The sequence below is a fragment of the Zoogloea sp. genome, from assembly GCF_044344315.1.
In the GTDB taxonomy this organism is placed as follows: Bacteria; Pseudomonadota; Gammaproteobacteria; order Burkholderiales; family Rhodocyclaceae; genus Zoogloea.
The window spans coordinates 1-12996 of record NZ_JBIJDC010000122.1; the positions used below are offsets into that span (position 1 = coordinate 1).

A 12996-nucleotide genomic window follows, 5' to 3' on the forward strand; every position below is an offset into this window, starting at 1 on the left:
TGCGCGATTTCTTTCCGGCTGAAAGAGCTTTACAACCCGAAGGCCTTCTTCACTCACGCGGCATGGCTGGATCAGGCTTTCGCCCATTGTCCAAAATTCCCCACTGCTGCCTCCCGTAGGAGTCTGGGCCGTGTCTCAGTCCCAGTGTGGCGGATCATCCTCTCAGACCCGCTACGGATCGTCGCCTTGGTAGGCCTTTACCCTACCAACTAGCTAATCCGACATCGGCCGCTCCAATCGCGCGAGGCCTTACGGTCCCCCGCTTTCTCCCTCAGGACGTATGCGGTATTAGCGTAACTTTCGCTACGTTATCCCCCACGACTGGGTACGTTCCGATGCATTACTCACCCGTTCGCCACTCGTCAGCGGAGCAAGCTCCCTGTTACCGTTCGACTTGCATGTGTAAAGCATGCCGCCAGCGTTCAATCTGAGCCAGGATCAAACTCTTAAGTTCAATCCAAAAACTCCAGAAACTTGACGTTTCTGCAGATACTTCAATTTCTTCGTGGCTTCTGGTATAAACCAGTTACCCCTCAGAACCGAGTACCCACACCTATCGGTTGTTAATTTTTTAAAGAACTGCTGCAGAAGCAGCGAAGAGGTGCGCATTATACAGAGCTTTTAAACCCTGTCAAGCATCTTGTTTCGAAAACTTCTTAACCACCGAAACAAACCGCCTAACGCGACAGCACCGGAAACAAACACTACATCTTCCAGCACCACCTCCTCACCACCCCGGCTCACACATCTCGGTGTGCGCCGCAGCGAAGAGAGGCCGAATTATAAAGAACAATCACAACGTGTCAACAAGATTAAGAAAATAAATCTTACTGGCTCTCCTGACCCCCACGTCAGTCTTTCTGCACCACATCCCGGTTTATCCAACCCTCCAAGGCGTCTGCGGACATGGGCCGTCCATAAAGGTAACCTTGCATCTCCTTGCACCCCATCTCTTCAAGCAAGCGGGCCTGCTCCACCGTCTCGACCCCTTCAGCGATTACCTCCAGGCCCAAGCTCTTGGCGAGCTTGACGATCAGTCGGGCGATGCAGTCCTGGGATGTCATCGGCGTCAGCTCCCGTACAAACGCACGATCAATTTTGATCCGATCGAATGGCAGACGGTTGAGACTGCCGAGCGAAGAGAAGCCACAACCAAAGTCATCCACCGCGACCTTCAAGCCAAGCGCTTTCAACTCTCGCAGCTGTCTGGCGACAGAGTCGGGATCTTCCATGGCAACCGACTCAGTGATCTCCAGTTCAAGCCGTGCCGGATCAACACCTGAGCGTTCAATGGCAGCCGAGATCTTCGTGACGAAATCGACCTCACGGAACTGGGCAGCCGAGATGTTGATGCCGACCCGAAAAGCAGGTAGGCCGCTACTGTCCCATTGAACAATCTGCCTGCAAGCTTCCGAGAAAACCCAGTCCCCGATCTCGACGATCAGCCCCGTGTACTCTGCCAAGGGTATGAAGACATCAGGCGCCACGCTTTCACCCTGAGGCTTTATCCACCGGATGAGCGCCTCGCACCCGACGATACGCCCACTCTTCGGGGACACCTGGGGCTGGTAGTGAAGCTCAAGGCCCTTTCGCAAATGCAAGGCGGAACGTAGTTCGTTAAGTAGCTGTACCCGACTCTGGGTGTTGGCCTCCATCTCCGAGCTGAAGAACCGCCAGTGCTGGTCACCCTCCAGCTTGGCGTGACTGAGGGCGAGATTGGCCCGCTTCAAAAGCTCCACGGCCCCTCCGGGAAGGGCCACTGCATGGGCGAATCCGGCACGGGCACGCATCGGAACGGCGTGTCCCCGAACGAAAAAGGGTATCGAGAACACATCCAGAACTGCCGACGCACCTTCTTCGTCAGGGCGCCAGCAGATTCCAAAGGCGTCCCCGGCAACCCGTGCAACGAGCGCTTCAGCACCCAGGCGCGCTTTCAACCTGCGCGTGACTTCCGTGAGCAGCAGATCACCACTGCGATGCCCCAATGCATCATTCAGCTCCGAGAATCGAACGATGTCGATGATCCCCACCGTCCAGTGCTCACTGGCAAAGCTCGAAAGCCCCTCGTCCATGCGATCAAGAAATCGCGTCCGGTTAGGCAATTTCGTCAGGGGATCAAAGTATGCAAAGAAGTGGAGGCGCTCGAAGAGCACAACGTTCTCGAAACTGACACGAAGATTGGCGCACAGTATCTCGAGCAGTTGCCGCACCAGCGGCCCGATCTCCTGCCCGGGGAGATCCAGATAGACCAGCGCTTCCTTGCCATGAACCCGCCCCAAGTAGAGGCACACCGACCCTGCATCGAATACATGCGCCCGCACTGCCCGTGCCTTGATCAGCGCGGCAGCCACCACCTGCTCTCCAAGCCCGTCAAAGCCCTGCCCGGCGAGGCCAGACAAGGCGCCTGTCGCGGCCAGGATGCCGAGAGTCTCCTGCTCACTGTCAATGCAGCCCGCCGACACAGGACCGCAAAAAACTGAATCCACCCGGTGGGCGAATACGCCCTCAAGATGTCCCAGTGCAGCCTCTGCAAACGAGCGGGAGTCTCGTGGAATGAAAAGCTGATTCCCCGTTTCAACAAGCATCTGCAGACCTCGGCGGGCATCATTGAGTGCCCGGATCTGGTCATAGGACCGGATCGCAGCGGTCAAGGTCGTGATCAGCCGGGTGTGGGTCAGCTCCGCCTTTGTCCGATAGTCGTTGATGTCGTAATCACGGATTACGCTCAGTTCCGGAGCGTAGCCCGGCTGCCCGGTCCTCAGAATGATCCGTGTATCGACCAAGCCAAGCTCAGCACGGATCCGCGGTACGAGCGCAAGACCCGAATCATGGTTCTCCATCACCACGTCAAGAAAGACCACTGCCACGCCCGAAGTGCAACGCAAGGACGCCATCGCATCCTCGGCCGAGTAGGCATGGAGCAACTCCAGCGGCCTTCCACACACAACCAGCCCCTTTAGGGCAAAGATGGTCGCCTGATGCACCTCGGCATCGTCATCGACAACGAGCACCTTCCAAGCCTCAGCCGCCACAGGCATAGGCTGGGCGGGGTCCTCGTCGTGGAAGACAACAAACTCGTCTTGGGCTGTGCTGACCAACATGTTCATCGAGGCTTTTTCCAGAATCGAAGGCCGGGCCGGCTTCCCGAGATCAGATTTACCTAACGGCAGAACACAGCTCCGCCTTTAATCGACAGCCGGGATCCGGCCAGAAATGCGGCTTCAGAAAAGTGCCAAATTTCCGAAGAAGACACCAGACAGCGCCCGCTTATTGGGCGCCCATGCAAGGAGACACCATGAGCACGATGGAACGCGTGGCCAGCATGGACGCGGTGTGGCTGCAGATTGAGAGGGATACCTGCCCCATGCAGTTAATGGGTATGCTGATCACCGCAACCCCGATTGACAGACCTTGCCTTGAGGCGCGACTAGCGGCCCGCCTCCTACCCCTGGCGCGATTCAGACAACGCGTGCTGCGGGATACTGTCGGCACAGTCTGGGAGACCTGCCCTGTGGACATGCGGCGACAGCTCGTGAGCGCAAGCCTGCCGCCCGGCGAGCCACGCAAAGCCCTTGCCGAGCTCATCGGATCACTGGCAGCGCGCCCGCTCGACCAGGATCGCCCCCTGTGGCAGCTCCATCTCGTGGAGGATTACCAGGGGGGCAGCGCACTCATCGCGCGCGTGCACCAGGGCATCGCCGACGCCATCTCGATCACTGGCATCCTCCGTTCGCTGGCCACCCCGCTTGAGGACGAAGCCCAGGCCAGTGACGCAGTTGAAAGGCCCGACGGACTTTTTGACCCGCTGTATGCCCCCCTCAGCCGGGCGGTCATCAACGGAATCACCTTATCGGGCGCGTTCTGGGCCAGGTACTGGGGCCTGCTGTTCAACCCGCAGAAGATCTTTGATTACGCCTGCGCCAGCACGGCCCTGGCACTCGAGATCGGAAAGCTCAGCAGCCTGCCCGATGACAGCCCTACGCCGCTCAAAGGGCAGGCAAGTGGGCGCAAGCGGGCCAGCTGGAGCGTCCCCCTGCCTTTCGCCAACGTAAATGCCGTTGCCAAGGCTCATAAGACCACGACAGATGCGGTGATCCTCGCCACCCTCGCAGGCGCCATTCATCACTGCATTGCCCAAACCGACGCCTCAGCCCGGGATCTCGAGTTGCGCACCCTGATGCCGGTCAATCTGCGCAGCGGGGAATCAGACGAGGTTCTCGGCAATCGCAGCGGCCTGATTCCACTGGAGTTGCCAATCGGTATCGACACCCCGGAGGCCAGGCTGAAGGAAATTGATCGCCGCATCCGCAGCTTCACGGACGCGTACGAGGCCCAGCAGGCGTGGGGGGTGTTCAGCCTGATCGGTCAGACACCCCGTGCCGTGCAACTGCAGGTGCTTAAACTGCTGGCCAGCAAGACAAGCGCCCTGCTCTACCGGGTCCCTGCGGCACCCAAGGGGCAAACATTGTGCGGAGCCAGGATCACCGAAGAAATGTACTGGAGCCCGCCCCCCGGAGACCTGGGCGTGACAATCAGTATCGTCAATCAGGGGGAAAGCTATCAAATTGGCGTTCTGGCTGACGTTGCCATGCTGCCGGAGCCTGCAATCATCACCGATCGGCTGGGCGCCGAGCTGGCCATTCTCACCCCTGCCCGAGCACCCAAACAGCGGAAGAACTCCAAGCCAAGTGGTTAAGATCGCTCAACTCGCCCGGGGATCGAAGGCGTCACGCACGACGTCTGCAAAGAGGTTTGCTGCCAGCACCAGCACGAACATGAAGATGAAGGCCGACATCAGGCTCCACCACACCATCGGCTCCCGCGCCAGCTCCATGCGGGCCGCGTTGATCATGGTGCCGAAGCTCACCGTATTCGGATCAACGCCGATGCCCACGTAAGACAGCACCGCCTCGGCCAGCACCAGGCCCGAGAAATCCATCACCAGCGCAATCAGCACCAGGTGCATCAGGTTGGGCAGCACATGCCGGCTCAGGATGCGGGCCGTAGACACCCCGAAGGCCCGGGCCGCCTGCACGTACTCCAGCTCCCGCAGCTTCAGGGTTTCCCCCCGCAGCAGGCGGCACAGGCCAGTCCAGCTGGTCATGCCGAGAATCAGACACAAAGCCAGCAGACGGGCATCGGCCCGCTCCGCCGCAGTCTCGAACCAATGAGGGTGTGTGTCGATGACGACCTGCATCATCAGTACCGCTGCAGCAATCAGCAACACGCCGGGAATTGAGTTGAGCACGGTATATACATATTGGATGACGTCATCCACCCAACCGCCCATGTAGCCCGCCATGATCCCCAGGGCCACAGCCAGGGGCAGGGTGACCAGGGTGGTGAGCGTACCGATGACCAGTGCCGTGCGGATGCTCTTCAAGGTGAGGAAAAGGACATCCTGACCCACCTTGTCCGTACCAAACACGTGGTATTCGCCGGCGAGCACGGCGACGGGACCCGCGAGCAGGAAAACAAGCCCTAGCGTGACTAGCACCGCCCGCCACGCGAGGCCGCCCTTGCCGCGCCAGACAGCCCGCCACGCCGCCCCAAAGGGCACCTTGCGCGACATCGCCACGACCTGCACCAGACCTCCAGCGAGCAGGCACCATGCGCCTGCGGCCAGCGCCAGGCCCAGACCAATGCGGCCCAGCACATCACCGGTGTGATCCTCTTCAGGGTACTGCAGCCCGGCCCCCCCAAACTTCAGACGAGGAAACTCCCGCTGCTGGGTGCCATCGGACTTCTCGATGGTCTGCTTGGCGAAGAGCACATAAGCCAGCGGGGCCGAATACGTCTTCTCGGTCCGGGAACGCAAGGGTTCGGCGAGGGCATCAAGGGCGCTGCGCACCTCCGTCGACAGCGGCCCACGATCCGCGGTCACCTTGCCATCCTTCGCCGGCGGCAGATAGGGCCGGTAGTGAAGGCTGTCCAGGAGCCCCACCACCAGGAACAACACGAGGATGGTCAGGGAGGTCATCCCGACGGCGCTCTCGCCCACCCGCCGCCAGGCCGCCCGCATGGGCTCGCTGCGCCGCGCGCGCCACGCCGCCAGTACAATGCAGGCGATGAGACCGAACAGGAGCAGATCGGTCCACAGGAATACCGGTTGCACGTCAATCATTCCAGCTTCACCCGCGGATCAACCAGGGTATAAGAAAGATCCGTCAGGATCAGCCCGAGGATATAGAGCAGCGAGCCGATGAAGACCATCGCCCGCACCACCGGAAAATCCTGGGCATTGATCGCATCGATGGTGTAGCTGCCCAGGCCGGGAATGCCAAAGAAGGACTCGCTGATCAGGCTGCCCATGAAGAGCGACGGGATCACCACCACCACCCCGGTCAGGATGGGGATCATCCCGTTCTTGAGCACATGCCGGAACAGGGCCTGCAGCTCGGACAAACCCTTGGCCCGCGCCGTACGCACGTAGTCCTTGCCGGCCTCCTCCAGAAAGATCGTCCGGTACCAGCGGGCACTGCCGCCAAGGCCCGCGATCACCCCGATCACCACCGGCAGCACCAGGAAGCGTGACGCATCCAGCCCCCCGCCATAGCCCGAGATGGGCACCAGATGCCAGACCTTGGACACCAGCCACTGGCCGCCGATGATGTAGAAGAGGCCCGAGATCGACATCATCGCCACGCACAGCACGACCCCCTGGAAATCCAGGTAGGAGCCCCGGAAGAACACCAGCAGCAGGGCAAAGGACACCGTGACGAACAGGCCAAGGATGAAGGTCGGCACGGCGATGGCCAGGGACGGCCCCATGCGCGTGCGGATCTCGGTGGCGATGTCGCGCCCGTCGTCGGCCCGGCCGAAGTCGAAGGCGAACATGCGCAGGGATTTCTCGAAGAAGATCGTGTCGGTCAGGCTGGAAGCGCCCGCCCCCGCCGCATTGAACAGCAGAGATTTGTCGTAGCCCCGCTCCACCTTCCAGCGCTCGATGGCCTCCGGCGTCACCCGTTTGGCGCCCAGCTGCATGCGCGCCATGTCCTCCGGGGTATTGACCACGAAGAACAGGGCAAAGGTGAGCAGATTGACGCCGAGCAGGATGAGCGGCGCGTAGAGCAGTCGTCGGACGATATAGGCAAACATGGGCGCTTATCCTACATGGACAGGCGCCGATGACGAAGCCCCCAAAGCAGCCGGCATCAGCGGCGCGTGGCGCCCCCGATCAGTCCGCGCACGGCCTCCTGCAGATCAGCCGGCAGCACCACGATCTTGGCGTTGTCGGTGGAGCCCATGCGCTCCAGGGAGGCGATGTACTTTTCGCCCAGCAGAAAGAGCATCGGCGCCGTCTCGGTGCCCACCGCCGCCGTCACCCGGCGGATCGCCTCGGCCGACGCCTCGGCCAGCATCACCTGGGCGTTGGCATCCCGCTTCGACGACTCAAGCCGAGCCTCGGCCTCCAGGATCGCCGCCTGCTTGGCCCCTTCGGCCCGGGTCACAACAGCCTTGCGCTCCCGCTCGGCGGAGGCCTGCTGCTCCATGGCCTTCTGCATCGAATCCGACGGGCGGATGTCCTGGATCTCCACCGACTTCACGGTCAGCCCCCAATCCACCGCCTCGTCGGCAATGCTCTCGCGCAGACGCGCCTTGATCTTGTCCCGGTTCGACAGGGCCTCGTCCAGTTCCATCTCACCCACGATGGAGCGCAGGGTGGTCATGATCATGTTGCGGATCGCCTCGGAGAAATCGGTGACGCCATACACCGCCTTCACCGGGTCGGTCACCTTCACGAAGGCGATGGCGTTGGTGAGGATCACCGCGTTATCCCGGGTGATCACCTCCTGCTCCTGCACATCCAGGATGATGTCCTTGGTCACCAGCTTGTAGGCCACCTTGTCCAGGTAGGGAATGATGATGTTGAGGCCCGGCTTGAGGGTTCCGTAATACTTGCCCAGCCGCTCCACGATCCACTCCTCGCCCTGGGGCACGATGCGCACCCCCTTGGCGATGGTCACCACCACGAACACCAGAATCGCCAGCACCACCACCATTGCATTACTCATCGCGCGCTCCTCGAACCTGCATCACACCCGGGCAACCTTCAGGAAACTGCCCTCCACCGACACCACCCGCACCCGCTCACCGGCAGCGATTGCCTCATCCACCACGCACTCCCACTCCTCGGAACCCAGCAGTGGCTTCTGGAAACGCACCCGGCCGCGCTCGAAAGGCGCCGCCGCCTTCGCCATCAGGCCGATCTCGCCGATGGTGTCACCGTCCGACTGGCCGATTCGCGTCTTGTGATCGCCCCGCTTGAACACCCGGAACCACAGCGCCACCATGCCCAGCGATGCCAGCCCCCACAGGGCCAGCTGCAGCGTCATGCCCATGGCCGGCGCCACCAGCAGCAACAGCCCCACCAGCAATGCCCCAAGCCCGAACCAGATGATGAAGAAGGCCGGCACCGCCAGCTCCGCCACCACCAGGGCCACCCCCAGCACAATCCAGTGCCACCATTCCAGCGCCATTCCCTATCCCTTCGGTTTCCCGTTCAGTGGGCATTGTCCATACCGCCGAATCAACAGACCCGGCCATCCGCCGGAACGTTCCGGCCGTCCTTAGTATTTATTTAGGATTCACCAAGTAAAGTATTACGAAACGGGCCGCAGCGCACTGCCTAAGCTGGAGGCATCAAACCACAACGGAGAAACACCATGCCCAAGCCCACCGCCACCGCCGCCATTGCCCTTGCTCTCGGGCTGCTGTCCCTGGCCAGCAGCGCGGCCGAACCCGACCCCACCGCCCGCGGCCGCTATCTGGTCGCCATCGGCGGCTGCAACGACTGTCACACACCGGGATTCGCCCAGCAGGGCGAGGTCATTCCCGAGCAGGACCGCCTCACTGGCGCAGCCCTCGGCTTCAGCGGACCCTGGGGCGTCAGCTACCCCTCCAACCTGCGTCTGTCTGCCCATCAGGCCAGTGAGGAGGAATGGCTGGGCAAGGCCCGCCGCAATGGCTTGCCGCCCATGCCATGGACAGCCATGCAGGCCATGAGCCGGGATGACCTTGTCGCCATCTACCGCTACCTGCGCGCCCTCGGCCCAGCCGGAAACCCTGCCCCCGCCGCCATCGGCCCGGGCCAGGCGATCCCCACCCCGCACTTCGTCTTCGTTCCCCAGCCCCCCACCAGCGGCAAGACAAGCCTGCGCTGAACCCCGGCTACTCAGCGCGGGTGCTCAGCCCGCCTCCTCGACATGCAGCGTCACCGGGCGCGTCAGAGCCAGCCGGAAACGGCCGCGCCCGGTCTTCTCGATGCCCAGCCAGTCGCAGCGGTCACGCAGGCGGCGCTGCAACAGGATCAGGCGCGCCTCCAGATTGTCGGCAACCTCGGGCAAGCCCAGCGCCGGGTCCAGACGCAGCTCCCGGTTGGAAAACAGGGAGCGCCCGGTGCGCTGATGGTCGTTCAGCAACCGCCACAGGATCGCACCGGCAACCCCCTTGATCAGGTAATCGTCACCCAGGAAGACACTGCCGTCCCGGGCGTAGTGACGCACCCTCACCGCATCCCCGGCCGGCACGGGGGCCACTTCCGCCTCCTCGGGCTCGGCCGCGGCCCCCTCCACCGCCTCTGCGCACAGGCAGGCAGATGGACAGCCCGAGCGTGGCCCCCAGCGCCACCAGCGCGTCCTCTAGGTCGTATCCGAAGTGGCATTCCCGCTGGCTCTCCACATAGGCCACCGCGACCAGACGGCGGCCGGCCATGACAGGTACGGCCAGCTGGCTCGCCGGTGCGGGCAGGCCCGGCAGCGGGATCGTCGTCTCCAGGCGCCCCGCCAACCCGCCGATGGCCGCCTGATCCCGCAGCATCCGGCTGTAGGCGTACTCACTGGCCGGATACATGATGCGGATCGGCACCCGCTCCCGCGCCGCCACCCCGATCACACCCACCCCAAAGGGAATCTCCGCCCCGGCCCCGGACTGGGGATAGCCGCGGCTGGCAACGATGTACAACCGTGCAGCCGCCTCGTCCGCCATCAACAGCATCTGATGCTGCAGGTCGAAATGACGGGTCAGGCAGGTGCAGAAGCTGTCGATCAGGGCCTCCATGCTCTGGCACGCCGCCAGGGCATCCACGCTGCGGCGCAGTGCGGGCAGCAGGGCCGGCCCGCCCTCCACGGGCGGCAACTCCCGCCCGGGCACCGCCTCGATGCCCTGCACCCGATAAACGTCGGCCCCCTGCAGCCGGAACACGTCGCTCATGCCTTCGTGGGATGCGATGCCCGCCAGCTTGGCCTTCATGCGTTCAAACAAGGGGCCCTCGGTTTCCGTCCGCAGGTAACGGATGGTCAGGCGGTACCGGGCCGCGGTGTCCGGGTCCATCATCAGCACCGTGGCCACGGGGTTGGCCAGGATGTTCTCCCGGGTCTTGTTGAAGAACTGGAAGGACAGGGCCACATGCTCCGGGTCCACATACATCAGCTGCGACACGTAGGTGATGTTGGGCATCCCATCCACCCCGCAGGTGGCGATACCTGAGGGCACGATGCCCTCCAGGCAGGGGCGCAGACGGTCCAGGCTGAGGCTGCGGCTCATTCACCGGTCTCCCCGGGCCCCAGCCGTCGCCCGGCCCGTGGGCCGGGGGTCTGGGCATAGGCCTCAAGGGGCGTGAAGCTCACCGCCACCAGGTCCTCCGGTGTACAGCTCACCAGGGTTCGCACATAAGGTTCGGGCACATCCAGCGGGGCCAGACGCCGGGCAAAGCCGGCCGCGTAGGGCTGCAGCGCTGCCGCATCATCGGGCAGGGGCGGCTCGATGCGCCCGTCCCGCCCCTTCAGCTGCAGGGTCCGGTAGCTCGTGGGCTCATTGAACACCACAGCCACCCGCCCGTTTGCCGCGATGCTCGCCAGCACCGGCGTGGCCTGGGAGCGGGGCATCAGCAGCGTCACCCGGCGCCGGTCCGCCGACACCCGGCACCCCACACAGCGCACGGCCGTAGCCAGCCCACTGTCGTCGGTCCCCGCAAGTTGCAGGGAGACATGGCTGGTAATGAATTCTGCCAGGGCGGGGTCCAGAGGTTCGGGAGAGGTCATCGGAAACTCCAGCTTGTTCAACCCGGAATCTAGCCCAAAGCCCGCCCCACCGCGAGGGCGGGATGACCCGATCTGCACCCCGGCTCAGCGGAAGCGCACCCCTACCACCGGATTGCCCGGCAAGCCCTCGTAGCCCACGCGCACCGCCATGCCGGCCTTGGGCGGAATCAGCCTGGTGAACGACCCCAGGGACAAGCGCGTGCCCCGCGCCAGGGGCGTGCCCGCCGCCGCCAGATCCCGCGCCAGCCAGCTCGCCGCATTGAGGGGGTTACCCAGGGTGGCGCTGCCCATGCCCGAATCCAGCACGGCGCCGCTGCCGTCACTCAGGGTCACCGTCATTGCCGCAAAGGCCTCGGCCAGCTCGGGCGTCGCCTTCACCGGCACCGCCCTGCCCACCACCCCGGCCCGCGCCCCCACATTGATCATGGCCAGCATCGGCCCGCCGAGCTTCGACGGATCGTCCACCATCAAGTCGGGCAGCTCAATGAAGGGCGCGTAGGTCTTGAGCGCCCTCAGGGCCTCCAGCGGCGTCTGCGCCCGGGCCAGGGCCACCGGGTCGGCCACCTCCACCAGCAGGTCGGCCTCCATCACCGGCCGCGCGCCGAAGGCCGCGGGCAGCTCGGCCCCATCCGGCACCAGCATGCTGGCAAACAGCGTGCCGCGCAGGGGCGCATCGTGCTTGAAGCGCTTCTGCACCGCCGGGTTGGTCAAGCCCGCCTTGTAACCCGCCACCGGGCCAAAGTGCTGCCCCAGGAAGCGCACCACCTTGCCCTGCCCGCACAGCCCATCGGCCATGCTCATCTCCCCCGCCGGCAGCGGCACAGGCTGCCGGGCCACGATGGCCGCGGCAACGGCGGCAGCCTCCAGATCGGTGGGGCAGACGGCGTGGGCGATGGAAGGGAGGGTCAGGGCGACGAGGGAGCAAGCGGCAAGGCGGGTCATGGGAGTCTCCGTTTTTTTCGTGGGGCAGAGCGGGTGAATGCCTGCATTCATTCAGCAAGGGGGCCGGCGCAGCCTCAGGCTCATCACGCCACACGCAGCATGCTGCCTCTCACTATAGATCCGGCTAACCACTTCAAGCACCGACTTGGGTCGGAAGCGGGGGGAGTACCTGCCACGGTGGGCAGCACGTCAACCTCCTGATTGCGCAGGGTTTGGCATTCCCGGCATCCACGCCGCCAAGCCCCAAAACAAAGCCGGCCCGTCTTTCGACGGGCCGGCTTTGTTTACTACTCAGCGCAGGTGCGGGATTACTCGCCCTTGCTATGGGCCGCCAGCTTCAGCCAGGTATCCACCACGGTATCCGGGTTGAGGGAGATGGTCTGGATGCCTTCGTCCATCAGCCATTCGGCAAAGTCGGCGTGGTCGGAGGGGCCCTGGCCGCAGATGCCCACGTACTTGCCCAGCTTGTTGGCACCGCTGATGGCGAGGGACAGGAGCTGCTTGACGGCCGGGTCGCGTTCGTCGAAGGCGTGGGCCACCAGGCCGGAGTCGCGGTCCAGGCCCAGGGTGAGCTGGGTCAGGTCGTTGGAGCCGATGGAGAAGCCGTCGAAGTACTGCAGGAACTGCTCGGCCAGCAGGGCGTTGGAGGGGATCTCGCACATCATGATGAGCTTGAGATCGTTCTCGCCCTGCTTGAGACCGTGCTCGGCCAGCAGATCGACCACACCCTTGGCTTCGTCCAGGTTGCGCACGAAGGGCACCATCAGCTGCACGTTGGTGAGGCCCAGCTCGTTGCGCACCTTCTTCATGGCAGCGCATTCGAGTTCGAAGCAGTCACGGAAGCTGTGGGAGATGTAGCGGGAGGCGCCGCGGAAGCCCAGCATGGGGTTCTCTTCTTCCGGCTCGTAGATCTCACCGCCCAGCAGCTTGCGGTACTCGTTGGACTTGAAGTCGGACAGGCGCACGATCACGGGCTTCGGGTAGAAGGCCGCGGCGATGGTGGCGACGCCTT

The 12996-nt window shown here is 63.6% G+C and carries 12 protein-coding genes and 1 rRNA gene; 2 read left to right on the forward strand and 11 right to left on the reverse strand.

Translation table 11 applies throughout. From position 1 onward, the window contains the following. Positions 1 to 454, reverse strand: a 16S ribosomal RNA gene (locus ACIQ09_RS19195); the annotation flags it as partial. 397 nt (positions 455 to 851) lie between these two features. Then, positions 852 to 3107 carry an EAL domain-containing protein gene (locus tag ACIQ09_RS19200; RefSeq protein WP_398313534.1) on the reverse strand — a complete coding sequence of 752 codons (2256 nt, stop codon included), beginning with the start codon at positions 3105 to 3107 and terminating at the stop codon, positions 852 to 854. Between the two features lie 188 nt (positions 3108 to 3295). Here ACIQ09_RS19200 and ACIQ09_RS19205 point away from each other — a divergent pair, with 188 nt between their 5' ends. Next, positions 3296 to 4696, forward strand: a complete 1401-nt coding sequence (locus tag ACIQ09_RS19205; RefSeq protein WP_398313536.1) for a wax ester/triacylglycerol synthase domain-containing protein — start codon at positions 3296 to 3298, stop codon at positions 4694 to 4696. Between the two features lie 6 nt (positions 4697 to 4702). Here ACIQ09_RS19205 and ACIQ09_RS19210 read toward each other — a convergent pair whose 3' ends face one another. The 4 genes from ACIQ09_RS19210 to ACIQ09_RS19225 are packed head-to-tail and all read right to left on the reverse strand — an operon-like array spanning position 4703 to position 8480. Beyond that, positions 4703 to 6121 carry an ABC transporter permease gene (locus ACIQ09_RS19210; protein WP_398313557.1) on the reverse strand — a complete coding sequence of 473 codons (1419 nt, stop codon included), beginning with the start codon at positions 6119 to 6121 and terminating at the stop codon, positions 4703 to 4705. Continuing rightward, a complete protein-coding gene (locus ACIQ09_RS19215; RefSeq protein ID WP_398313539.1) occupies positions 6121 to 7098 on the reverse strand; it encodes an ABC transporter permease in 978 nt (325 codons plus the stop codon). Before ACIQ09_RS19215 ends, ACIQ09_RS19210 begins: the two co-directional genes overlap by 1 nt. Positions 7099 to 7154: 56 nt before the next feature. Continuing rightward, on the reverse strand, positions 7155 to 8015 hold the full coding sequence (locus tag ACIQ09_RS19220; RefSeq protein ID WP_398313541.1) for an SPFH domain-containing protein: 861 nt from the start codon (positions 8013 to 8015) through the stop codon (positions 7155 to 7157). Between the two features lie 21 nt (positions 8016 to 8036). After that, on the reverse strand, positions 8037 to 8480 hold the full coding sequence (locus ACIQ09_RS19225; protein WP_398313543.1) for an NfeD family protein: 444 nt from the start codon (positions 8478 to 8480) through the stop codon (positions 8037 to 8039). Between the two features lie 186 nt (positions 8481 to 8666). Between ACIQ09_RS19225 and ACIQ09_RS19230 the strand changes: the two genes are divergently transcribed. Next, positions 8667 to 9164 (forward strand): cytochrome C, encoded by a 498-nt coding sequence (locus ACIQ09_RS19230; RefSeq protein ID WP_398313545.1) that lies wholly within the window; start codon positions 8667 to 8669, stop codon positions 9162 to 9164. A 24-nt stretch (positions 9165 to 9188) separates the two neighbouring features. Here the strand turns inward: ACIQ09_RS19230 and ACIQ09_RS19235 are convergent, their stop codons facing one another. The 5 genes from ACIQ09_RS19235 to ACIQ09_RS19255 all read right to left on the reverse strand — a co-directional run. Continuing rightward, positions 9189 to 9539, reverse strand: a complete 351-nt coding sequence (locus tag ACIQ09_RS19235; protein ID WP_398313547.1) for a hypothetical protein — start codon at positions 9537 to 9539, stop codon at positions 9189 to 9191. Further along, complete coding sequence (locus ACIQ09_RS19240) at positions 9466 to 10545, reverse strand: pyridoxamine 5'-phosphate oxidase family protein (RefSeq protein WP_398313549.1); 1080 nt, start codon at positions 10543 to 10545, stop codon at positions 9466 to 9468. The genes ACIQ09_RS19235 and ACIQ09_RS19240 overlap by 74 nt, the downstream gene beginning before the upstream one ends. Beyond that, the gene (locus ACIQ09_RS19245) at positions 10542 to 11042 is read right to left on the reverse strand and encodes a pyridoxamine 5'-phosphate oxidase family protein (protein WP_398313551.1); all 501 of its coding nucleotides are present in this window, start codon (positions 11040 to 11042) and stop codon (positions 10542 to 10544) included. The genes ACIQ09_RS19240 and ACIQ09_RS19245 overlap by 4 nt, the downstream gene beginning before the upstream one ends. A gap of 84 nt (positions 11043 to 11126) precedes the next feature. Continuing rightward, positions 11127 to 11984 (reverse strand): 2-keto-4-pentenoate hydratase, encoded by an 858-nt coding sequence (locus ACIQ09_RS19250; protein ID WP_398313553.1) that lies wholly within the window; start codon positions 11982 to 11984, stop codon positions 11127 to 11129. A gap of 308 nt (positions 11985 to 12292) precedes the next feature. Next, a partial coding sequence (locus ACIQ09_RS19255; protein ID WP_398313555.1) for a putative PEP-binding protein occupies positions 12293 to 12996 on the reverse strand: 704 nt, incomplete at its 5' end.